The 23,990-nt window shown below is 50.5% G+C and carries 20 protein-coding genes; 11 read left to right on the plus strand and 9 right to left on the minus strand.

Going from position 1 to position 23,990, the window contains the following annotated elements; genetic code table 11:
* Positions 1–30: 30 nt before the first annotated feature.
* The gene (locus CKV68_RS01965; RefSeq protein ID WP_014525898.1) at positions 31–1,059 is read right to left on the minus strand and encodes a DUF2189 domain-containing protein; all 1,029 of its coding nucleotides are present in this window, start codon (positions 1,057–1,059) and stop codon (positions 31–33) included.
* 251 nt (positions 1,060–1,310) lie between these two features.
* On the opposite strand from CKV68_RS01965, the gene hrpA reads away from it, so the two are divergent.
* A complete protein-coding gene (hrpA, locus tag CKV68_RS01970) occupies positions 1,311–5,309 on the plus strand; it encodes an ATP-dependent RNA helicase HrpA (RefSeq protein WP_095075494.1) in 3,999 nt (1,332 codons plus the stop codon).
* On the opposite strand, the gene nrdR is transcribed toward hrpA, so the two are convergent.
* Positions 5,306–5,761: a transcriptional regulator NrdR gene (nrdR, locus tag CKV68_RS01975; protein ID WP_013911696.1), complete on the minus strand. Its 456-nt coding sequence runs from the start codon at positions 5,759–5,761 to the stop codon at positions 5,306–5,308. The two genes, hrpA and nrdR, sit on opposite strands and share 4 nt — an antisense overlap.
* 109 nt (positions 5,762–5,870) lie before the next feature.
* Positions 5,871–6,254 (minus strand): cell wall hydrolase, encoded by a 384-nt coding sequence (locus CKV68_RS01980; RefSeq protein WP_095075495.1) that lies wholly within the window; start codon positions 6,252–6,254, stop codon positions 5,871–5,873.
* Between the two features lie 305 nt (positions 6,255–6,559).
* Between CKV68_RS01980 and lexA the strand changes: the two genes are divergently transcribed.
* Positions 6,560–7,267, plus strand: coding sequence for a transcriptional repressor LexA (lexA, locus tag CKV68_RS01985; RefSeq protein ID WP_095075496.1), 708 nt, complete (start codon positions 6,560–6,562; stop codon positions 7,265–7,267).
* A gap of 288 nt (positions 7,268–7,555) precedes the next feature.
* The gene (locus tag CKV68_RS01990; protein ID WP_013911699.1) at positions 7,556–8,332 is read left to right on the plus strand and encodes a DeoR/GlpR family DNA-binding transcription regulator; all 777 of its coding nucleotides are present in this window, start codon (positions 7,556–7,558) and stop codon (positions 8,330–8,332) included.
* A gap of 79 nt (positions 8,333–8,411) precedes the next feature.
* On the opposite strand, the gene ptsP is transcribed toward CKV68_RS01990, so the two are convergent.
* Positions 8,412–10,115: a phosphoenolpyruvate--protein phosphotransferase gene (ptsP, locus tag CKV68_RS01995; RefSeq protein ID WP_095075497.1), complete on the minus strand. Its 1,704-nt coding sequence runs from the start codon at positions 10,113–10,115 to the stop codon at positions 8,412–8,414.
* A 210-nt stretch (positions 10,116–10,325) separates the two neighbouring features.
* Here ptsP and CKV68_RS02000 point away from each other — a divergent pair, with 210 nt between their 5' ends.
* The 6 genes from CKV68_RS02000 (at position 10,326) to CKV68_RS02030 (ending at position 16,830) form a co-directional block, all read left to right on the plus strand.
* Positions 10,326–11,129 carry a DeoR/GlpR family DNA-binding transcription regulator gene (locus tag CKV68_RS02000; protein ID WP_095075498.1) on the plus strand — a complete coding sequence of 268 codons (804 nt, stop codon included), beginning with the start codon at positions 10,326–10,328 and terminating at the stop codon, positions 11,127–11,129.
* Complete coding sequence (locus CKV68_RS02005) at positions 11,126–12,106, plus strand: 1-phosphofructokinase family hexose kinase (RefSeq protein WP_013911702.1); 981 nt, start codon at positions 11,126–11,128, stop codon at positions 12,104–12,106. The genes CKV68_RS02000 and CKV68_RS02005 overlap by 4 nt, the downstream gene beginning before the upstream one ends.
* Before the next feature lie 149 nt (positions 12,107–12,255).
* Complete coding sequence (locus tag CKV68_RS02010; RefSeq protein WP_095075499.1) at positions 12,256–14,295, plus strand: PTS fructose transporter subunit IIABC; 2,040 nt, start codon at positions 12,256–12,258, stop codon at positions 14,293–14,295.
* Between the two features lie 278 nt (positions 14,296–14,573).
* Positions 14,574–14,840, plus strand: coding sequence for an HPr family phosphocarrier protein (locus CKV68_RS02020; RefSeq protein ID WP_013911704.1), 267 nt, complete (start codon positions 14,574–14,576; stop codon positions 14,838–14,840).
* Between the two features lie 208 nt (positions 14,841–15,048).
* Complete coding sequence (locus CKV68_RS02025; RefSeq protein WP_038618721.1) at positions 15,049–16,164, plus strand: CE1758 family FMN-dependent luciferase-like monooxygenase; 1,116 nt, start codon at positions 15,049–15,051, stop codon at positions 16,162–16,164.
* Between the two features lie 3 nt (positions 16,165–16,167).
* The gene (locus CKV68_RS02030) at positions 16,168–16,830 is read left to right on the plus strand and encodes an FMN reductase (RefSeq protein WP_013911706.1); all 663 of its coding nucleotides are present in this window, start codon (positions 16,168–16,170) and stop codon (positions 16,828–16,830) included.
* A 27-nt stretch (positions 16,831–16,857) separates the two neighbouring features.
* Here the strand turns inward: CKV68_RS02030 and CKV68_RS02035 are convergent, their stop codons facing one another.
* The 3 genes from CKV68_RS02035 to hflX all read right to left on the minus strand — a co-directional run bounded on the left by CKV68_RS02035 (position 16,858) and on the right by hflX (position 20,460).
* Positions 16,858–17,361, minus strand: a complete 504-nt coding sequence (locus CKV68_RS02035; protein WP_231910446.1) for a hypothetical protein — start codon at positions 17,359–17,361, stop codon at positions 16,858–16,860.
* 109 nt (positions 17,362–17,470) lie between these two features.
* Complete coding sequence (locus CKV68_RS02040) at positions 17,471–18,757, minus strand: uracil-xanthine permease family protein (protein WP_014525907.1); 1,287 nt, start codon at positions 18,755–18,757, stop codon at positions 17,471–17,473.
* An 80-nt stretch (positions 18,758–18,837) separates the two neighbouring features.
* Positions 18,838–20,460, minus strand: coding sequence for a GTPase HflX (gene hflX / locus CKV68_RS02045; protein ID WP_029975263.1), 1,623 nt, complete (start codon positions 20,458–20,460; stop codon positions 18,838–18,840).
* 253 nt (positions 20,461–20,713) lie between these two features.
* Here hflX and CKV68_RS02050 point away from each other — a divergent pair, with 253 nt between their 5' ends.
* Together CKV68_RS02050 and CKV68_RS02055 are read left to right on the plus strand one after the other, a co-directional pair.
* Complete coding sequence (locus CKV68_RS02050) at positions 20,714–21,469, plus strand: hypothetical protein (protein ID WP_013911710.1); 756 nt, start codon at positions 20,714–20,716, stop codon at positions 21,467–21,469.
* A gap of 95 nt (positions 21,470–21,564) precedes the next feature.
* Positions 21,565–22,089, plus strand: a complete 525-nt coding sequence (locus CKV68_RS02055) for a hypothetical protein (RefSeq protein ID WP_013911711.1) — start codon at positions 21,565–21,567, stop codon at positions 22,087–22,089.
* 63 nt (positions 22,090–22,152) lie between these two features.
* Here the strand turns inward: CKV68_RS02055 and dapF are convergent, their stop codons facing one another.
* Positions 22,153–23,016: a diaminopimelate epimerase gene (dapF, locus tag CKV68_RS02060; protein WP_197697116.1), complete on the minus strand. Its 864-nt coding sequence runs from the start codon at positions 23,014–23,016 to the stop codon at positions 22,153–22,155.
* A 26-nt stretch (positions 23,017–23,042) separates the two neighbouring features.
* Entirely contained in the window at positions 23,043–23,978 is a 936-nt protein-coding gene (gene miaA / locus CKV68_RS02065; RefSeq protein WP_095076214.1) for a tRNA (adenosine(37)-N6)-dimethylallyltransferase MiaA, read from the minus strand.
* Positions 23,979–23,990: the final 12 nt, after the last annotated feature.

A 23,990-nucleotide genomic window follows, 5' to 3' on the forward strand; every position in this document is an offset into this window, starting at 1 on the left:
CTTTTCTCATGATCTTTTTGGAGCCTATCTCTAATACTTCGGGTATGGACCACCCGCGAGTTGCCTATAAGCATGAACTGTAGCGTTGTAGATGACTGGGAAGACAATAAACGTTCCCAATCCAAGTGTAAAAATCATAAGAGCAACAGAAATAAGTCCAGTAAGGATCAAAAACCCAAGGATCCGAAGATAATTTTTCTTTCCAACAGCAATTCCCCACAACAGAGCATCTTTCACTCCGCCTCGGCGATCAGCTGCGTAATACGCAGAAAAACTCACAAATGGCTGGATTAATAGAGAGATAAGAGCATAAACTGCTAGCCCTCCCAACGTCACAGCGATAAGTTGCGGATCAGTTATAGAACCAGAGATTTTCCACAGGTTAACGCCCACGACTGCGGCGACCACAAACAGAATCAGAAAATCAATCACAGCAATAGCCAGCAAAGTAAGCGTCGCAGGCCAATAATTTACTTTTTGGAAAACAGCAGAAAAAGAAATATTTTTCCCGTCTATTTGCAGCAATAGCAATTGATACAAGAATGCTGTCAGGAACACAGTAATCAACGAAACAACGATGTCAAAGACTGGGCTACCAGAATCTTCCGGTCCGGGAGCGGAACCTGCGTCAATCTGAGCAGCTATCTGTGGTAGTGCTACGCCTATGCTGCCGCCGATAACGATCAAACAGACAATAAAAGCACCGAGAATCCACAGCACTGGACGACTAAAAGTAATACCAAATCCATATTTAATTGCAGACTTGATCTGGAGCCCTGGATCACCAGTGACCATAAATCGGTCCACGTCCGGGTGCATCTCCTGTGCCACGGGGCTTGCATAAGCGTTGCCATTTACCCCAGCCGCTGTTTGCTCCATTGCGTTTGCAGAATAACCGTCATAACTTCCCGTCTGATTCTGCCGAGGCTCGCCAGCGCTATAAGGAAAATCTGGCTTGTCTTCCGGATGATTAACCTCCGGGTAAGGACGAAAATCATCTGCCCCACCCTTATTATGATCCCCTGTTGCATTGCTATCTTTATCATGTGGGTCAGACATAACACCCTCCAGTGTATTTATTTTCTTGATACTTATTTTCTTGATAGGGAAAAACAATTTTCATTGTATAGATTATCGTTTGATCACAATGGGGGTAAAGAATGCTTCCCTACCCACCCCTTATAACCATCAGAATAGGAAACAATACCCACATTAGGGGTAAAAATTCGATGCGGTGATTTCACACACAAGCTATGTACTCAACAGTTGAGGTTCTTTTACCCAACAGAGCCAAGTACCATGGTCAAGAAATGAGTACTGCGAAACATCAGCCCCGCGATAATAACAACGTTGATACCAACGCAATCCCTGCCACTCCTAAGAAGCAACGACACTCGACGGCATCTTTCCGACCGGATGCCGAGTTACGTTCTGCAAAGAAATCGCTTCGCACAAAGCTTAATCAGGTCAGTATTGCCGAGGAACGAGTCTTTCTTCGTCGTATTCACAAGGCCTCGTCCATGGGTGCCATTAAGGCTATCACCAATGATATTGATCAAGCCCAGGCAACATTATTACAACGAACAGCAAACATTCCTGCTGTTACGTTCCCCGAGAATCTTCCAGTCTCTAGCCAACGTGACGCTATCGCAGAAGCTATCACCAACAATCAGGTTGTCATTATTGCGGGAGAAACAGGATCGGGAAAAACCACGCAAATTCCTAAGATCTGTTTAGAGCTAGGCCGCGGAGTACGTGGTTTGATCGGCCATACACAACCGCGGCGGCTTGCTGCACGCACGGTTGCAGAACGCATCGCGGAAGAACTCGGTCAAAAAATCGGTGATTCGGTGGGATATGCCATCCGTTTTGATGATCGCGTTTCTGCGTCCACGTCTATCAAGTTGATGACCGACGGCATTCTGCTCGCAGAGATGCAGCGAGATCGCTTCCTCAACGCTTATGACACAATAATCATCGATGAAGCGCACGAGCGCAGTCTCAATATCGATTTTATTCTCGGCTACCTCAAGAAGCTCCTTCCACGGCGTCCTGATCTTAAAGTCATCATTACCTCTGCGACAATCGATCCAGAACGATTTGCACAGCACTTCTCTGACGCCCACGGTAATCCTGCGCCAATCATTGAAGTCTCCGGGCGCACATACCCCGTTGAGATTCTTTATCGTCCGCTTGAACTCTCCGAGGGCGAAAAACTTATAGACGTCGATCCCATCGATGGACTTATCCAAGCCATCCAGGAGCTTATGGGATATGGCCCCGGAGATATCCTGTGCTTCTTTGCAGGAGAAGCAGATATTCGCGAGGCCATGGATGCTATCGAAGCCAAACGCTGGAAAAACGTTGAGGTCACTCCCCTCTTCGGCCGCCTCTCCAACCAAGAGCAGCATCGGGTTTTCTCTCCCCATTCAGGACGCAGAATTGTTTTAGCAACTAATATCGCGGAAACCTCACTTACTGTTCCCGGTATTCATTTTGTGGTGGACACCGGAACCGCACGCATTTCCAGGTATTCCACTCGGACTAAAGTCCAGCGCCTTCCTATCGAACCAATTTCGCAGGCTAGCGCCAATCAAAGGTCAGGACGCTGTGGTCGTGTCACGGATGGCATAGCGATCCGCTTGTACTCCCAACAAGATTTTGAGTCTCGACCAGAATTTACTGACCCAGAAATCCTGCGAACAAATTTGGCCAGTGTTATCCTTCGGATGGCTTCGCTCAAATTAGGCGATATTGAAAACTTTCCTTTTATTCAAGCCCCTGACACCCGGGCCATCCGCGACGGTTTCTTGCTTCTCAAAGAGCTCGGAGCTCTCACCGAGTCAGATCAAGAAGATTCTCTTCGTCTCACCACAGTCGGCCGTAGCTTAGCCAAGATTCCCCTGGATCCCCGTCTTGCGCGAATGCTGATTGCTGCAAAAGAATACGGTTGTCTCAGAGAGGCCTACATAGTGGTAGCCGCTTTGAGCATTCAAGATATCCGTGAACGTCCATTGGAAAAGCAAAGCCAGGCGGACCAACTCCACGCACGTTTTAAAGACACAAGCAGCGATTTTCTTAGCTATCTTAAGCTCTGGGAATACATCGCAGAAAAGCGTGCAGAACTGTCTGGCAATGCTTTCCGACGCACCATGCAATCTGAATTTTTGCACTATATGCGCATCAGGGAGTGGTCAGATCTCATTCGTCAGTTGCGTAGCATCGGGGAACAGATTGGCTGGACCAACCCAGAAGACATCGGAGGGATTTTCAATCCTGACAATTTACACAAAGCTCTGCTCTCTGGGTTGTTATCTCATATCGGTTTGCGCGATGGTGATTCCAAAGAGTTCATAGGCAGCAGAAACTCCAGATTCTTAGTATTCCCAGGTTCTTCTTTATCCAAGCGTCCACCGCAATTCCTGATGGCAGCGGAACTGGTAGAAACTTCCCGATTGTGGGCACGAAATGTAGCGGAAATCGATCCCGCTTGGGTCGAACATATAGGTAAAAACCTGCTCAAACACCATTACTCTGAGCCGTATTGGTCCACAAAGCGCGTGGCCGCCATGGTGCACCAAAGGTCAACGTTATATGGTGTGCCAGTTATTGCGGATAGATCAGTCGGGTATGCCTCTATTGATCTTCACGCTGCCCGCGATATGTTCATTCGGGAAGCGCTAGTCAACGGCAATTGGACTACGCACCATGCTTTTTATCGTCGTAACGCAGAAAAACTACTTTCAGCTGCACAAATTGAAGAAAAAATCCGACGCCGTGATGTTGTAGTCGATGAAGATACCCTCTTTAGCTTTTACGATTCCAGAATCCCCAAGCACATCGCCACCGGACGTTCCTTTGACCGCTGGTGGAAAACTACTGCGCACGAAACGCCACACCTTCTGGACTTTGATCTGGAGGAACTGCGCCGAGATGGCGCAGCAAACGTCGATGAGAAAGATTTCCCCGATGTATGGCGCCGAGGGTCTTTGGAATTCGGTTTAACTTATCACTTTGATCCCAGTGCCGAAGACGACGGTGTCACCGTTCTTGTCCCCGTGCCCTTGCTGGGAGGCCTCGATGCCGATGGCTTTGAATGGCTTGTTCCAGGGTTGTTGGAAGATCTGGTCACCGACCTGATCCGTTCTTTACCTAAACACTTGCGTAAAACCGTTGTTCCTGCACCCGATTTTGCCCATAAAATCACAGCGATGCTGGCCTATCGTGACGGTTCCCTTTACCATCGCATCGCCGAATGCTTAGCAGAATTGGGTCGTCCTGGAATATCTGCGGAAGACTTCAACCCACAAGCGCTTCCCAAACACCTCAAAATAACATTCGCGGCTGTGGATAAACGCGGGCGTATCATCGATCGGGATAAATCGCTCGAGTCGCTCAAATCCCGACGTTCCGAGCAGATCCGAGCATCGGTTTCGCGGGTGTCTCATGCAGTTGAGCAGTCCTCTGCTAAGGAATGGACTACGCAGTCTCTAGGTGCTATCGCACAAGAAGTCACCACAAAAGTCGATGGACAAATAGTGACAACGTACCCAGCACTTGTCGTTACGCCCGAAGGCGTTTCTGTTAAGGCTATGGCGACTAAACGCGAGGCTGATGCCTCCATGTTTACAGCGACGCTAACGTTATTACTCAAAGCCGTACCCGTGAACACCCAAAAGATGCTCAATGGACTGCCGCTGCAACAACGAGTTGCTATAGAAAATTATCCGCACGGTGGCGCCACAGGCTTTGTCAACGATGCGCGGGTTGCGGTCGTACGAGACTTGATCATCGCTCACGGTGGCGCGGTGAGGTCACCAGAAGAGTTTTCCAAGCTACAAGCGGTTATCAAACCATTAGTTCCCAGCAAGGTACGTGCAATAGTCGTCGAATTAGCTCCCGGTATTAACTCTTATCTTCGCATCAAATCAGAGATCAGCAATTGGGCAGGTCCAGCTATCGACGATATTAACGATCAACTCAATTTTCTACTTCCGCCGCATGCCCTATCCCAGCATGGAGCACAACGCCTCAAGCACCTTTCAAGATACGTGCAAGCAATCACGCTTCGGCTCGAAGACATGGGTCGGATGCCTGATCGAGATGCAGACAGACAGTTACTGATTAATCGATTAGAACGGGACCTAGCGCAGAAAGTTCAAAAATCTGGGCACGGAAAATCTACTCGACAGATACGAGATATCCAATGGATGATTCAAGAATTGCGTGTCAGCCTTTTTGCCCAAAGGCTGGGAACTGCACAATCAGTCTCTGAAAGGAAGATTGCAAAAGCAATCGAGCAGCTCTAAAGGCTACGATCACGCCGCCGCATCAAACGGATCTCAGATTCAAAATCATTAACGCTCTCAAACGATTTATAGACAGAAGCAAAGCGCAAATAGGCAACTTCATCGAGTTCTCGTAAAGGTTCCAAAATTGCTAGGCCTATGGCATTTGCCTGAATCTGAGAACTTCCGTGCTTCCGGATACGTTCCTCTACTTGTTGGGCCAATCGTTTTAATGCGTCTTCGCTCACGTCACGCCCCTGGCAGGCTCTCCTCACGCCCACGATAACTTTATCGCGGCTAAAGGGCTCCGTCAGGCCGTTACGTTTTACTACTAGTAACTGTGCCTTTTCCACAGTGGTAAAACGGCCATTGCACTCCGAGCATTCACGCCGCCGCCTGATTGCTGAACCAGCATCAATCATTCTGGTATCGATAACTTTGGAATGCTCATGGTGGCAGAACGGGCAATACACTTTGAATAATCCCTACACTCGATAGTCGTTTAACTAGCGTAACTTAAAGGCTACCGCACAGGCTTGAGCAATAGCTGTTAAAGGCGGCCTTCAAAAAACGCACGACGTCCTAATTCTTAGCACCGAACTGGGGTATTCCTGCATGTAGAGTCTCAGAGCCAGAAGTACTTTGCGCAGGGATCGTACTCGGATTTCCTTCTATCTCGCCCGCAACGACGATTCCAAGAAGAAGGAAAAGACCAAAAACAGCACCAGCAAGTACATTACTGGCGTGTTCCTTCCAGCGAGGAACCGCTGTGGTTAACAAACTCCGCCACTCTTTGTGGTTGCCTCTATTACGTCCAGATCCTTCATGCAAGGAAAGTGTACGAACATTCGTTTTAATATCACTGTTACGATTCGCGTCAATGTCCCAGACATCCGACGCAGGAACAATTTGCGCTCGATTTACCCGAGAATCACTCATTTTTTGAGGGCGATAAGCCAGCGTCATTACTCTTCCTAACTTTTCGCAGCAAAGAAATCATCCCTGCTGTTTTAGCAACAAAGTCACTATAAAAACCACTTCAAACACACCACACAGAAACACGATCATATGTTCGAAGAATCAATCACACGTTCGATTTTTACACCTTTTCGAACAGACGGTCAAGTCTCTCATCCATTTTTTCGAACAGATCACCCTAAGAGCACAAAGATAAGCTAAGGTGAACAGCAGTAGAGGACGAACACGTTCGCGGAGCATTAAAAGAACTCCCCCCCCCCCCCAAAAAAAAATCCTGAAGGGATATGACATCAATGGCCAAACAATCAAATAAACCGAACGCCACCGAGCCTGACCAGAAGAAGCTTTCCGAACGTCAGCGACGCATCCTTGAAGTAATCAGAGATGCTGTTGTTTTGAGAGGCTACCCACCAAGCATTCGAGAAATTGGAGATGCCGCAGGCTTGCAGTCCACCTCATCCGTGGCGTATCAACTCAAAGAGCTAGAAAAGAAAGGGTATTTGCGCAGAGACCCTAATAAACCACGCGCTGTCGACGTGAGAACACTGCCCGAATCCAGCACCCCTAAACCGGGCAGGAAACAAAACGCAAAGCCGAGCAAGTCGCCAGACCCCTCCGAAACTTCACCTACTAGCTTCATTCCTATCGTAGGATCCATTGCCGCAGGCAGCCCAATCCTCGCCGAAGAAAACGTGGATGCCTACTACCCGCTCCCCCAAGAGATTGTGGGAGATGGCGAGCTCTACATGCTCGAAGTCGTGGGCGAATCTATGCGAGATGCAGGCATCCTCAATGGAGACTGGGTAGTTGTACGTTCTCAGCCTGTTGCAGAACAAGGTGAATTTGTCGCTGCCCTCATTGACGGCGAGGCTACCGTAAAAGAATTCCACAAAGACTCTTCAGGAATATGGCTACTCCCCCACAATGACGCTTTCTCACCAATCCCAGGTGACCAAGCAGACATCATGGGCAAGGTAGTCTCTGTTATTCGAAAACTCTGATCCACCCTTATCCTTTTAGATTGCACAGCACGGTTACCCCCATTTCAGGGAGTATGTAAAAAGCAAGATAAACATCACATTCAAATAAAACGGACACCGCCACCTTGGCTAACGCCTACTTTTCCCAAAAAATGTTTTGATTCATGTCCGAACATTCGTGATTCATTTGTCCGTTTGACTGTTTTCTCCTTTTACCCGTGACAAAATGACAAGAGGTAAGTCTTACGGAAAACAACGGTTCAAGCACCGAACTTTTCCGATATTTGATTTCACTCGAAGGGATTGGACATGTACTCAGAAGAACGACGGCGCCAAATAGCTTCTCTTACGGCGGTAGAGGGGCGCGTCAATGTTACTGAGCTTGCCGCCCGATTTGATGTTACCGCCGAGACTATTCGTCGAGATTTGGCAGTGCTCGACCGTGAGGGAGTCGTTCATCGAGTTCATGGCGGTGCAGTGGCAAATCAGACATTCCAAACCACCGAGTTCAGTTTGGATACTCGTGCACGCTCAGCATCCGGAGCTAAAAACTCCATTGCACACGCTGCTCTGTCATATCTCCCTGAGTCCCATGGTGGAATGTTCCTTGATGCAGGTACGACCACAGCTGCATTGGCGGAACTTTTATCGGTTCAACCAGCTGCAAAGCATTGGTCGATTGTTACCAACAGCCTCTCTATCGCGTTGACTCTAGCCAACTCAGGGCTCGACGAGATTCAGCTTCTTGGTGGAAGCGTACGCGCAATCACTCAAGCTGTTGTGGGTGACACTGCACTGCGCACATTAGCCCTCATGCGCGCAGATGTGGCTTTTATCGGCACAAATGCGCTAACAATTGATCATGGCCTTTCCACCGCTGATTCTCAAGAAGCAGCAATCAAATCAGCCATGATCACGAATGCGCATAAAGTAGTCGTCTTGTGTGACTCAACAAAAATGGGAACTGATTATCTTGTTAGCTTTGGTTCAATCAACGACATAGACGTAGTGATCACAGACTCAAATGCTCCCGAATCATTCATCAAAGCTCTCCGCGAGCATGATGTTGAGGTCATCACCGCGTAAATAAACAAACGCCGCAACAAAGGGGCGGGGCCACCATATATTACTGGTAGCCCCGCCCCTTTGAGGTTCTAGGCCTAGACTAAGGCTGAATGATAGCTCTCACAGCAGCACGCGCTTCTTTAGCCCCTTCGGCATCCAAGGCTGCTTCTGCCGCTTTCTTACAGGTTTCCATGTCAACGGCAGCAAGCTGAGCGCCAACGCCTGCGATAGCCGTCGAAGCAGCGGATAGCGAGTTAACGCCCAATCCGGTAAGCACGCAGGCCAACAGAGGATCAGCAGCAGCCTCGCCACAAACACCCACAGCGGTATCAAACCGTGCGCCCTCTTTACAAGTATGTGCAATAAGACGCAGTACCGCCGGCTGCCACGGATCGGTCAGGTACGCTAGCTGCGGAGACATACGGTCCGCTGCCATGGTGTACTGGGTGAGGTCATTTGTACCGATGGAAACAAAGTCAAGGTGCGGCATAAGCTTGTCTGCCATCAAAGAAGCCGCTGGGACTTCAATCATGGCACCCGCGACCAAACCACGGTCTGCACATAGCCCAGCAAACCATTTCGCTTCACGAGCAGTTGCCACCATCGGCGCCATAACCCACGTCGGTGAGTGTTCATCGCGACCAAGATCCGCCGCGGCTTTGGCAATAGCATCAAGCTGTCGCGTCAGGAGAGCCTCGTTGGCACGCGCCACCCGAAGCCCCCTCACTCCAAGAGCTGGGTTCATTTCATCTGCCATTGAAGCGAAAGCAACAGGCTTATCAGAACCGGCATCTAGTGACCGGACGACAACCTTAGAATCCGGGAACTGTTCTAAGACCTTCTTGTAAACTTTCGCCTGTTCCTCAACGCTTGGCTCTTCCGTTGCGGTGAGGAAGCACATCTCAGTACGGAATAAACCAATACCTTCAGCCTGGCTATCAGTGGCTGCAATACGAGCGGCTTTACCATCTTGAACATTAGCCAGCAGCTGCACGCGGTGTCCGTCTTTGGTGGTCGCTGGGCCCTGCCATTGCGCAATACGCTCTGCGAGTAGCTTGGATTCTTGCTCCGCGGCTCGGGCGGTTTCTGGGTCTGCTTTAAGAGTCACGGTCCCCAGGGCGCCGTCGACAAGCACAGGCTCACCGAGCTGCACTTTATGAATCTTCTCCCCAGCTGCCACGATGCAAGGCACGTTCAGCTGTCGAGCGATGATAGCGGTATGACTGGTCGGGCCACCTAGCTCAGTGACTAGCCCGACAAAAAAATCAGTGTCTAGCGCTGCAGTATCCGCAGGCGAGAGATCATCAGCGAAAAGCACAACCTGCTCTTCAACATCTGGGAGACCTGGTTCCGGTTCATCGCGAAGCTGTGCAATCACACGGTCCCGGATATCACGTAGGTCCGTTGTGCGCTCGGCCATAATTCCACCGGCAGCTTCAAACAACGAAACAAATTTAGTGGTGGCTGCAACAACAGCATATTCGGCCGGGTGGCCACCTTGTGTGCCTTTTTTCACAGCTTTTCTCCAGCCACGATCATTGACCATGCCTGCAGTCGCTTTCAAGACCTCTGAAGCAGCGCCCTCTGCGCGTTGTGAGCGATCAAGCAAACGCTTAGCGACGACGTCCGCAGCAGTTGTAAAACGTTCAAACTCAGCCTCGCGCAGGGACTCCTCGATCACTTCACCAGCCTGCGGCAATTCGGGACGCGGGCTAATCCACACAGCTTTTGCGTAGCGAACACCAGATACCACTCCAGTGCCCTTAAAAACTGTGTCAGTTGCAACGTTATTCAAGGTTTCCACCCATCTTCACAGTTGAAGTTCATTCTTCCTACACATCACCACAAACTCAACATTTCCGCAACCAAACAAACAGAGAACTATTGACAAACAGACACAAGTGGGCATAAATTGGGCATTGATTTCAACATTTTTCCAGCAGAAACGGTAAAAACGGCGGAAATCAACATGCTTCAACTCTTCACAAAACGCCAATTTTGTTAGGAGGTGACTATGGCCACCGTCGAAGAGGTTCAACTTAGACAATCAGCAATTGTCACCCTTACCAATGATTTAGGCCGTTGTAGTGTGACACAACTTTCTCAGCGTTTTTGTGTCACACCAGAGACGATCAGACGCGATTTAAAAAGTCTTGAACATCAAGGTTTACTCACTCGAGTTCATGGCGGCGCAGTATCCGGTTTCCCTATGCCTCATATAGAAATACTTGCGGTAGATGATGACGATGATCTTCCCATTCATCAATCGCAACGGCGTAAGCAAGCCATCGCGCACGCAGCGTTGCCCTTGATCCCCGGACCGACCGCGGCCATCTTCATTGATGCAGGGTCTACTACAGAAAGTTTCGCCAGCGTTTTAGCCCGCAACTACGTGGGACAAAACTGGTTAGTTGTTACTAATTCCCCAAATGTGGCCAGAACGCTTAGCGGAGCCGGTGTTCCTGACGTGATGATCCTTGGTGGGACGCTTAAAGGAAGAACTCAAGCGATTGTTGGCGAAAAAGCGGAAGCATCCTTACGCACGCTTAAAGCAGACATCGCATTCATGGGAACAACCGGTCTCAGCATTGAAACCGGACTGACCACGTCCGATCCGCGAGAAGCTTCCATCAAGGCCACTATGATCGCCCAATCCAGGCGCGTAGTTGCGCTCTGCGATTCCGGGAAACTTAACCGAACTTCTGACGTCACGTTTGCCAGTATTGATGACATCGATTTCTTAGTAACCGACCGGCATGCCTCAAAACAGCTACGAGCCAGCTTCAACACATTCAACACCCAGGTGGTGATCCCGTGATACTTACATTCACACCCAATCCCAGCATTGACACAACGCTTACCCTCGATACCGCTTTACGACGAGGCTCTGTACAACGCCCGATCTCGAACAAAAGCGTAGCCGGTGGAAAGGGGGTAAATGTGTCTCAAGCGATAGCAAAAGCGGGACATGAAACTATTGCGCTCTTCCCCTCTGCAGCACACGACCCTTTTATAGAGTTGGTCAAGCAAGCTGAAATTCCAGGACACGCAGTCCCAGTCTGTGGACATGTTCGAGTGAATACCGCTGTTACTGAACCTGATGGAACAACAACAAAATTCAATGATCAAGGTGCACAACTAGACTCCACGAATATTGAAGCTTTAGAATCCGAGCTCCTTGCTTTTTCACGACGCGCATCTTGGGTCGTTCTCTCCGGTTCATTGCCACCTGGAGCACCCATAAATTGGTACTCCCAACTCGTGGAAAAGCTGCAAAAAGAGATTCCGGGCATCAACATCGCTGTTGACACTTCTGATAAACCACTCGTTGCACTAGCCGCTGATTTTACTAGGGTCGCCCCCACAATAATTAAGCCGAATGGCATGGAACTAGGTCAGCTAGTTGGCGCTAAGGACATAGATTTTGAAGCTGAAGCCGAAAAAGGAAACTACGAGCCAGTGGTTTCCGCGGCAGAAGAGCTGATAAAGCAGGGACTGGAAGCCGTACTAGTAACGCTGGGAGCTTCAGGAGCCGTACTAGTCTCTACTACCGGTTCATGGATTGCTCAGCCACCGGAGACCACCGTCGTCTCCACTGTAGGGGCTGGCGATTGTACCCTCGCCGGTTTTATCATGGGACAAAGCACAGGCTTATCCCAGTCCGAGTCTCTAGCACTAGGCGTCGCATATGGCAGCGCAGCCGCAGCCTTACCTGGAACCACTATCCCAACACCTGATCTCATAGACGTAGCCGGAACTCGAGTCTTCGCTTTTACTAAGATTAAAGTTTCTTAACCCTACTCGAACAATCTCCGAGCACCGGACGGTGCTGTTTTTAGCCACTACCCCTATCTATCACGCAGTTTGCCTTTCACCGCCACAATGAAGGACAGCCTTTTCTTATCGTCCTTGACGCGAACGGAGGCATAGTCTCAAGGAAAACCATGGCTCAACCCGTAATCACTGCTTCACTGGTGCGGTTGGACGCTGAGTTCGGCCCAACTCCAACCGATGTTATTTCTTCCCTCGCGGACATCGTCTCAGATGCTGGACGTACCGATCATGCGGCAACGCTTCTCGCTGATGCGCTCGCGCGAGAAGAAAAATCTGGTACCGGCGTTCCTGGCGGAATCGCCATTCCACATTGTCGTTCCGAGTCTGTGCAGATACCTACTCTTGCTTTTGCACGGCTCAAAGATGGCGTGGATTTCGGTGCTCCGGACGGCTCCGCTTCTCTGATTTTCTTAATTGCAGCGCCTGCCGGAGGTGGGAAAGAGCACCTAAAGATCCTTTCCAAACTTGCGAGAGCTCTCGTCCGAAAAGATTTTATCGATGCGTTGCACAACGCTACTTCTGAAGAGCACGTAGTCGAATTGGTGAATACCGTCATCCATCCTGCCCCTGAAACCCCGACAGACGCCCAAGCTTCAGAAGCTGCAATAGCTAATAAAAATCACATCACTCGTATCGTCGCAGTAACAGCATGCCCCACCGGCATAGCCCACACGTACATGGCTGCAGATTCCCTCAGTCAAGAAGCCGTCAAACGCGACGATGTTGAGTTAGTGATAGAAACCCAAGGATCTTCAGCAGTTACGCCTATCCCCCAAGATACGATTAACGCTGCGGACGTGGTTATTTTTGCCACCGATGTTGGCGTAAAAGACAGGGAGCGATTTGCCGGTAAACCACTAGTCGAATCGGGAGTTAAACGGGCTATCAACGAGCCGGTAGCAATGCTAGAGGAAGCCGTTCTCGCTGCACAGAATCCGCAAGCTCGCAAAGTATCAGGCGTTTCATCTTCCGGACGAACAACCGATACAGCACCAAGCGGAGGCCTGAGTCTAGGCAAGAAAGTACAGCAGTCAATCATGACTGGCGTCTCTTACATGGTTCCTTTTGTCGCCGCGGGTGGTCTCCTCCTTGCATTAGGGTTCCTCTTTGGAGGATATGACATAGCCAATGGTTGGAAGACGATCGCTAGCGAGTATTCAATTACCAACCTGCCTGGCAATACCGTAGCTATCGACGGCTCCGACATAACCTTCGACCGTTCAGGGCTATTGCTTTATCTTGGCGCTGTTCTCTTTGCTACAGGTCAAGCAGCAATGAGTTTTATTGTGGCAGCGTTGTCTGGCTACATTGCTTATGCCCTCGCAGGGCGTCCTGGTATCGCCCCCGGTTTTGTTGGTGGCGCCATCTCCGTGACTTTAGGCGCGGGTTTTATTGGCGGCCTGGTTACTGGTTTATTAGCAGGCGTTATTGCACTGTGGATTAGCTCGTGGAAAGTACATCGGATTGTCCAATCTCTTATGCCAGTGGTCATCATCCCGCTCCTCACCTCGCTGTTCATAGGCCTCATCATGTTCCTTCTACTAGGACGCCCCTTGTCTGCAGCCATGATGGGGCTACAAAACTGGTTAGGAACGATGTCGGGCTCTTCCGCCATCCTTTTGGGCATCATCCTTGGCTTAATGATGTGCTTTGACCTAGGCGGTCCAGTGAACAAGGCTGCTTATCTCTTTGCCACAGCAGGTTTGTCTACTGGCGATCAGGCCTCCTTACAGATCATGGCAGCAGTCATGGCAGCAGGAATGGTGCCTCCCATTGCTCTATCCCTTGCCACGCTTATAAGAAAAAACCTGTTTACCCCAGCAGAACAAGAGAACGGCAAATCGGCTTGGTTGCTCGGTCTTTCCTTTGTCTCTGAAGGCGCCATTCCTTTCGCCGCAGCCGACCCACTGCGCGTCATCCCCTCGATGATGGCAGGCGGTGCGGTCACTGGAGCGATAACCATGGCAACACATACTATTTCCAGGGCTCCCCACGGCGGAATTTTTGTTTCCTTTGCTATCGAGCCCATCTGGGGTTTCGTCCTTGGGATAATAGCTGGTGTGGTTGTCTCCGCGTTTTCCGTCATCGCACTAAAAAGCTTGTGGCCCAACAAGCTGGCAGAGCAAGCAGCTGTTAAAGCCCAAGCGTAGAACTTATCTCACAAGACTCCTTATGAGACATCAAACATCCAAACACAAAGGATTATGACAATTCTATGCCCGTTTAATGGAAAAACCGACAGAATCGGAATAGAATCGGGCATAGAACCTACGGAGGAAAACTCCGATCATGGTTTTTGCGCATTGCAAGGTTCTTACGCAAGGCTCTCACATGCGCAAAACTGAGTTTTAATCTCCTTTAGGGACAAAGAAAAGCGTTAGGATTCAGCATTCCAGAGCTGGATTCAACACTATGAAAGGAATATTCCATGGCTTCTAAGACTGTTGCAGTCGGCTCCGCAGTTGGCCTCCACGCACGCCCAGCTTCCATCATCGCAGAGGCAGCCGGCGAGTTCGATGAGGAAATCTTCCTTGCCCTTGAGGGGGAAGACGATGATGAAACCGATGCAGCGTCATCCTTGATGATCATGGCTCTCGGCGCAGAAAAAGGCGATAAAGTCACCGTAACTTCTGAAAACGCAGAAGCAGTTGAGAAGATTGCAGCCCTGATCGAAAAAGATCTGGACGCTGAATAATCCTTTCTGATAAAGCGCTGAGGTTGGGACACTCCCCTCCTCAGCGCTTTATTTATGCCTCATCTGCACATCTAAAACCGCGTTGAGCATCTAGTCCCTGGCGTGAAAACTCCTTCAAACATCTGCGTGGAATATTTGCAAAATATTTTTGTTGACATGTCATATAAAATGTTTTCCAAAACGCTTTTAACACCAAGAAGGAAACACCATGCAATTCGGGATTTTCACGATCGGCGATCTCACCCCCAACCCTATTACTGGAGAGACCCCCACAGAGCATGAACGCATTAACAGGATCACTGAGATAGCCCTCAAAGCAGAAGAAGTAGGACTCGATGTCTTTGCTACTGGTGAACATCACAATCCGCCTTTTGTGCCTTCCTCCCCTACGACACATCTGGGATATATCGCCGCCAAAACCACCAATATTCAGCTTTCGACCTCAACTACGCTTATCACAACAAATGACCCAGTAAAGATCGCTGAAGACTACGCTTTCCTCCAGCATCTTGCGCAAGGCAGGGTTGATCTCATGCTAGGACGTGGAAATACCGGCCCTGTTTATCCGTGGTTTGGTAAAGACATCCGCGACGGCTTGCCGTTAGCAGTAGAAAACTATCATCTTCTCCGCAGACTGTGGCGCGAGCCAGTTGTTCATTGGCACGGTAAATTCCGGACACCACTACAGGGTTATACCTCTACTCCAGCTCCACTCGAAGATGTACCGCCCTTCGTCTGGCACGGCTCTATCCGCTCCCCAGAAATCGCCGAACAAGCAGCATATTACGGTGACGGGTTCTTTCATAACAATATTTTTTGGAACAAAGAGCACACAGCCAAAATGGTCAACCTATATCGCAAACGCTATGAATCGTATGGTCATGGGCAAGCCGATCAAGCAATTGTTGGCCTTGGCGGACAGGTATTTATCGCAGAAACAGAATCCGAAGCCAAGCGTATCTTCCGTCCTTACTTTGATAATGCCCCTGTCTATGGTCACGGCCCATCACTAGAAGAATTCTCCTCATTAACGCCCCTAACTGTAGGTACAGTTGAGCAAGTTATTGAAAGAACGATGCACTTTGCAGACTGGGTCGGCGATTATCAGCGCCAAATGTTCCTCATTGATCATGCAGGACTTCCACAAGAAGTTGTTTTGAAACAAATTGAGGTTCTAGGAAAAGATGTGGTTCCCGAATTGCGAAAGCGTATGGAAGCTCGCCGTCCAGAACACGTTCCCAGTAACCCTCCTAGCCACCGCTGGCTCGCTGAACATCGGGATTCTCCACACTTCCTCGTTGATCCAACCTCTAAGGAGTCTTAAGCTATGCGCTCTCTCGTTGTCATATCGGCAGGTTTATCCACTCCCTCATCAACCACAAATGTCAGCGATACTATCGCTCGTGCTGTATCCGCGGCTGTTACTGCGCGTGGTGAGTCTTTAGAGATTCATTCAATCGAGTTATCTGAACTAATCCCGGATCTCAGCACTGCATTGTCGACGGGCGTTGGGACGCCACGGCTAGAAGAGGTCAAGCAAAAATTATCGTCTGCAGATGCCCTCGTGGCGGTGTCCCCTGTCTTTAAAGCAAGCTACTCCGGATTATTCAAAACTTTTTTTGATGTTCTTGATGCGGAAGCTCTCGTCGATATGCCGGTACTTATCGGTGCTACTGCAGGCACTGCACGGCATTCTTTGGTTCTCGACTTCGCCTTGCGTCCCCTGTTTACCTATATGCGCGCGATAGTTGTACCTACAGGGGTTTTCGTTGCTACAGAAGATTTTGGCAGCATCGAATCAGAGGCAACTCATATAAGAATTCAACGAGCCGCCAATGAGCTAGCAGAGCATATAGTCAATGTTTCCTCACAGGTAGATGGTCTTGGGAATTTTGTTTTACACAAAGAAACAAGACGACACACTGGGACCGATCCTCAGGAAAATCTGACTCCTTTTAGCGAACTGCTCCGGGGACATACTGGTTCCTAACCGTGCAGTCGGGGCAAAAGGCAAAACTTAGAAATATGACCAATACAAGCGAGTCACACGTTCTTCCTCTTGCTCCGACATCACCATATATTCTTCCCAGCGAAGCGGCCCCGGTTCCCCACATTCCGCCACTCGTTTCTCCAGTTCACTCCACACCTTAGGAAGAGCAGAATATGACCCTCTATGTTCCACAAAAGCCGCGGTAGTGCTTGGTGTTTCCCACGTAGTCATCCCGCTTACCTGGCTAGGAAGACACTCGTAATGAGCCTCGTCAGAAGCTCCACAGGCAGCCTCCATCAAGGCCCAGTCCTTCGGCTGCACCACAAACGCTGGAGCCATGTGTATTACCCCGCTTGAGATCTCATAGTAATAAGCGACGTGGGCAGCAGGCGCTACTCCTTGCTTTTTAAACAGGTCACCGAGAGCTGTATATGCTGGCTCGAACACCGTAGGGATCTCCGACAGAGGAACCTTATAGTGGATTCCAACGAGGAAGCGATTCTCAATCACTGACTGTTGCATATGTTCCATGAGGGTCCCTTCCCTTGATGACCTCTGTGGATACACAGTACACGCATGCCGGCTATGTTCCCCGGAAAATAACGCAAGCCCGTATCTTGATCAAGATACGGGCCAGTTTTTAAAACTGTGCTGTTTGCCCCTCACCAACACGGGTATACAACCATCGCAAGATTGGGTAAAAGACGATGATTCCCATGGATCCCCAAGCAATACCTTGAAGTTCAACGCCGAAGACCGTGAGAGTCAGGTTTCCGATTCCTGCGATAAGTGCCACAGCAGCAGCGGTAAGATTCACAGGGTTATTAAAGTTGACCTTGTTGTCTTGCCAGATCCGCACACCAAGCATTCCGATGAGGCCATACAAGACAATGGCCGCGCCCCCGAGAACGCCCGTAGGAATAGTGAAAATGAGCGCCCCGAACTTCGGGATAAAAGCCAAGACAACTGCTGTCAAAGCCGCAATCCAATAAGCAGCTGTTGAGTAGACTCGCGTTGCAGCCATAACACCGATGTTTTCTGCATACGTGGTGGTTCCTGATCCACCGAAGCCTCCAGCAAAAGTAGTTCCTAATCCATCCGCGATGAGTGCGTCGCCAGCCAAATCGTCTAGATCACGCCCGGTCATCTCACTCACGGCTTTGACATGTCCTACGTTTTCCGCGATAAGCACGATCACTACCGGCAGGGTCACGAGGATGGTGTGCACAGTAAATTGTGGAGTGTGGAACTGTGGTAACCCGATCCATGCGGCATCATGAATAGCAGTAGTCGCGCCTTCCGAAAGGTTTCCGGTCAGAGCGGCAAAAACCCAGCCTATGATGACTCCAATGAGAATCCCCAGTCTGGCAATCATTCCACGTCCAGCAACTGTAAAAAAGAGAATCGCAGCCAGAGTCACCGTTGCGACCAACGGTTGTGCTTGAAAATTAGACGTAGCGGCCGGAGCAAGGTTAAGCCCGATAAGCGCGACAATGGCACCCGTGACGGCGGGAGGCATGACAAGATCAATGACTCGCTTACCTGCGGCTTTAACAATAAATCCCACCGCAATAAGCACAAGGCCTGTGACCACTACGCCACCCAACTGGACAGCGATACCTTCACTTTGAGAGGCGATCAGCGGAGCGATAAAGCCAAACGAGCTTCCCAAATAAGAGGGAAGCCTGTTTCGAGTGATCAGGAGGAACAGCATGGTGCTAATTCCAGAGAAGAGCAAGGTGGTATTCACAGGGAAACCAGTCAGGGTGGGCACCAGCAACGTTGCACCGAACATTGCGATTACGTGCTGCATGCCGATACCTACGGTCCGACCCCAGCTCAATCGTTCTTCTGGTGCTACTACGGCACCAGGGGCAATCGTCTTACCGTCGCCGTGAAGGGTCCATCCCCAGGAAGTTTTGCTCACGAGCTTTTATTATCACCCCCGAAGGGGCTTTTCTCCAAGAACGTGGGGGCACCATGTACATTTTTCGCCCCCACCTCGGATTATGAGGTGGAAGTTACCTGGTACTCCCCTAGTTCTGATGCCAAAGAATGCGGCAGGCGGACGTCGATAAGCGTGCCTTCCGCGTGATACTCCTCAGATAAAACCGTTCCAAATTTGTGGAGTCGCGACACAATGTCCCCCCGGGTAAAGGGAATCAGCAGATGAACATGTGCGTCCAGAGTGTTGAGGAAAAGCTCGATACGAGCTTCCAGCTCAGGAATCCCATCGCCTTCTTGTGCAGACACAAACACCACGTCATCCAACGCGTGGCGCAATTCTGCAAGGATCAACGGATCTGCCTGATCAATCTTATTGACCACGATTATCTCTGGTGGCGCTTCTACCTTTAGCTCTCGCACGATGTCAGATATAACTCCGTTAACAGCTTTGATCTGTTCCAACGGGAAGGGATCAGAACCATCGACAACGTGGAGAACAAGATCTGCTCCCACGACTTCTTCAAGCGTAGATCGGAAGGCTTCCACTAGCTGAGTAGGCAAGTGACGGACAAAACCCACGGTGTCGGTGAAGACCACCGATCGGCCATCGGCAAGCTCAGCGCGCCTGGTGGTCGGATCCAGGGTCGCAAACAGTGCGTCCTCCACAAGCACGCCCGCGCCAGTAAGAGCATTAATAAGGGATGATTTTCCAGCGTTGGTATATCCAGCAATCGCGATCTGAGGAATCGTAGAGTCGCGGCGCTGCGAGCGTTTCACGTCTCTCGCTGTTTTCATACCAGCGATTTCTTTACGCAATTTAGCCATGTCTGAACGAAGACGACGGCGATCCGCCTCGATCTTTGTTTCACCGGGGCCACGCAGGCCTACGCCACCATTGGAACCTGCTCGACCGCCCGCCTGCCGAGACAAAGCCCCACCCCAACCGCGCACGCGAGTAATAAGGTATTCCATTTGCGCCAATGAGACTTGAGCTTTGCCCTCTTTGCTCTTAGCGTGCTGGGCAAAGATATCAAGGATCAGCATCGTCCGGTCAATGACCTTAACGTCTAAGGCTTTTTCCAGCGCAATCATCTGTCCTGGTGAGAGCTCACCATCGCACACCACAGTATCCACACCGGTAGACATCACGATGTCTTTAAGCTCTGCTACTTTACCGGAGCCGATATAGGTTCCAGGGTCCGGCTTATCACGCTTTTGATAGAGCATGTCCACGACCTCTGACCCTGCTGTCTCAGCCAGAGCTGCAAGTTCTTGCATAGTGGCTTCTACTTCTGCCGTAGTTCCTTGTGTCCACACACCAACAAGAATCACGCGTTCTAGGCGTAATTTTCGGTACTCAACGTCATAGCCGTCATCTTGGTCTGTCGCATGAATACTTGAGCCTCGAGTGAGGCTACGCAGGCTGGATCGGGCTTCTAGATCAAGCTCACCAACAGTAGGCTGTTTGTTCTCCGACATGCCAGGCGAGGACACTGCCCCATCCGCGTGGCGGGGACTAAGCAACCCAGATTGATCTACTCCGGAATCTTCATACGGCGCTACAGGTCGATGATCCTTGAATGCTTGGTCAAGAAGGTCATCATGCACGGTTCCTAGCTGCTCCGAGGGATGAGCAGAGTTAAGGATCTGGTCGTGAATTGGGGTTTCATTATTTTTAGTCATCGTTACCGATCATTGTCGCATGTTGAATAGTCCAACACTAGTACTTCGCACCGATGATCTTTGTTAGCGAACGCAGCAAAAACGTAGTAAACAAGCCAACCTCACATGATTTTTCTGCGACATACTAAGGACATCTAGCCGTGCCCGCCTATGTCTCGTCGTCACGCAGCGCCAGCCTCCGTGAGTGAGAAGAACTCCTAAGAAATAGTTCCAATGCCATCAATGGGGTCACAAAGGGATACAATCAGACGCTATGAGCACTGATCTCTTGAGCATAGGTATGACCTTTGACAAGTGGCAGGATGCCGTTGAAGCAGCCATCGCCACCGATAAACTTGCCGTGACCGGCGAAGTCCGTGGTGGACAGCTTATTCAGTATGCAGACGACTCCGGCGCACAAATTAACATTCTCGCTGTTGAACCGTTTGCAACTTTTGCTGGCTTTGACTCCGTTACTCAATCATTCGCACATATCTCCATGGTGAATGACGTCCTCGCATTGTGCGAAATTGTTGATTACAACGGACAAGAAGTCACGACAGTGGCCTGCAATCTTGCGCAAGGTCCTTTGCTTGTCGACGAACCCGAGCAGCGCTGGCAACAGCTGGGTTTATCCGCCCTCGCTTTCGACGTGATCACGTATCCGACTATCGCAGACTTTGAGCAGGCCTCCCCCGAAATCCTGGGAACGGTAGTCAGCGAAGGCGCTCTAACAGTGATGTCTGGCAACGGCACTGCCGCCCCTGACGCTTTTGCAACTTTTAACGTCCGTGTCTTGTCAGCCGAGTACAGAACGAATACCCTCACAGGTTCACGGTTTATCCATGCGACCGTCGATGGACCTTTCCCCTTTGACGTCTGTTTGCCCGACGCAGCGTCTCTTCCAGAACGTGACTCCGTCATCTCCGGTAAAGCCGTACTGGTGGGATCCGTGTCCGTTCCAGAATCAGGTGGATGTGGTTCCGGCGGCGGATGCGGCTCTGGTGGCTGCGGCTGTGGTGGACACTGATCTCCCCGATTATTTCTTTGCCCGCCCCTTACCTAGGTTTAGGTCATATCATCTCATAATCGCGCAGCAACTTGACGCCAAAGGAACGATAAATAATGCCGGAATTCGCTGGAATTAGCGACGCAGGACGTAGGCCACTCTGGCCTTACATCGCGATCTCTTTTGCTTGCGTCTGCCTCGTTATATGGCTCAAGTTTCCCGGAGTGATGCTCTCTATCATCATTATCGGTGCAACAACCTTTATGACTCAGCATCGTCCCAATACTCGGGAAGTAGATTCTCTCCGTGCTTCCATCCGGCTCACGCTTGAGGATATACAAGATATTCTCACGCAGTATGACAAGTTTGAGACAGGCACGGACATGGAGTCGATCGCGGATCGCACCCTCTATCGTCCTGCGCTTCTCGACCCAGAAAGCAGTGATCCGGATATTGAGGCTTTCCATTATCTTCGAAAGACCTCGCGCCGATTCCTGACTCGCGCCGATGGACACCTCACTAAGGCATTGACCATCGGGCAACTAGAGAAAATCCTTGAGGTTACCGACCGCCGTGCCTCTGATTTTGAGGAATCGTGGATTGCTGCACGACGCGCTGCGAAACGATTGAGCGAGAATTAGTCTCAGCTCTATCAGTAAACGCCCGCACCGGTATATCTTGGTGCGGGCGTTTACTTAACGGGTTTATGCGCTTAAACCGCGGGTATCCAGTTGACCCCACGCAACGATTTTTGAGGGGCCCCGCAAAACAGAAGTGTCTCCTTGGATTGTCACGCTGACGCTGCCACCAGGTATGTGTACCACCACGTGGCCGTCGACAAGCCCAGCATCAGCTAGCGCCGAGCGCGCCGCAGCGACGGTACCGGTGCCGCAACTGCGGGTCTCTCCCACGCCACGCTCATACACACGCATATGGATCTGCGATTGTTGATCGAGTTCCGTAAGCAGCTCTACGTTGACTCCCTCTGGGAAAAACTCACTGTCAACAACAGGCTGTACCAGATCAACCTCTGACAAGGCTTGCGGAGTCAACCCTGGAACCACGCAGGCGAGATGCGGATTCCCCATATCCACTCCCATGCCTGCGTATGAAGCCGTACCGATATGACACGTTGAGACACCGGTGACTTCGGCTGGTCCCATATCAACGCTAACGTCAGCATCCGTTGCGCTAAAGGAGTGGACCGAAACGGTACGAACCCCTGCGCGAGTGCCAATACTAAAGTCATCTGTATCGACTAAAGCTCGTGATCTCAGCCAATGGGCAAACACGCGTGTTCCATTACCGCACATCTCTGCAGCAGAGCCATCCGCGTTGTAATAGTCCATAAAATAGTCAGATGGGTCTAGCCCTTCCGGAGCTTGGGTAAGCACACCGGAAGCCAGCAAGGCTCCAACACGAGCGACGCGTAAAACACCGTCTGCACCCACGCCCGCCCTACGATCGCACATGGCGCTTATGAGCTGAGGCGTCAACGGCAGCTTCGCGTCAAGATCCTCGATAATTACAAAGTCATTTTCAGTCCCATGGCCTTTAGCAAACGAGATCTGCTGAGGTAATTCATGTGTCACAGTCACGTTAGCAATGATAGCGCTTGCGTCGGAGTGTCTTCAGCAGCATCAATCCAGGAGATACGGGGATCACGGTTAAACCAGCTTCTTTGCCTGCGCACATATCTGCGAGTCCCCGTGATCGTCCGATCCACTACCTCATCCCAGGTCAAATCGCCTGCCATTCCCTGTAAAACCTGCGCGTATCCGATCGCCCGCCCTGCCGTCGAATCAGCCACCAATCCTTTGTCTAACAACGATTCAACCTCTGCGACAAAACCGTGTTCGAACATGAGACGAGTGCGTAACTCAATACGAGGGTTAAGCCAATCACTGTGGGTACGTAGGCCTAGAATTCGTGTCCCCCAACGAGGAGTGCCATTTTTGGGCGGCTGGCTGGCTTGAAATGGCTGACCAGTAAGCTCAATAACTTCCAACGCCCGAACTGTCCTGCGAGGATCTTTGTCTTCAATAATCTCCGCCGCAGCGGGATCACGTAGTGCAAGTTCGCGATGCAACGCGTCAATACCGATTTCAGCCAGTTTTTCTTCCCATTGAGCCCGCACTTTCTTATCAGTGGGGGGAAATTGCCAGGCGTCGACAAGCGCTTGCACATACAGCATCGATCCCCCCACCAGAATGGGGGTTTTCCCACGTGCCATGATGTCTTCCACATCGCGTACTGCGTCTTGTTGAAACCTTGCTACCGATGCAGTCTCCGTGACCTCCCAAACATCAAGCTGATGGTGAGGGATCCCTTCGCGCTCAGAAAGAGAAAGTTTAGCTGTGCCAATATCCATGCCTCGATAAAGTTGCATCGAGTCAACATTGACTATCTCTCCGTCTAGCTCATGCGCTAGAGCAATACCAAGAGCTGACTTCCCCGATGCCGTAGGTCCAACGACGGCGATGGGGCGTATTCCGTCTACAGCCTGATGATCCGGTTTTTCCTTGTGCATGCCATTTTCTCT

The sequence above is a fragment of the Corynebacterium ulcerans genome (assembly GCF_900187135.1).
Classification (GTDB): Bacteria; Actinomycetota; Actinomycetes; order Mycobacteriales; family Mycobacteriaceae; genus Corynebacterium; species Corynebacterium ulcerans.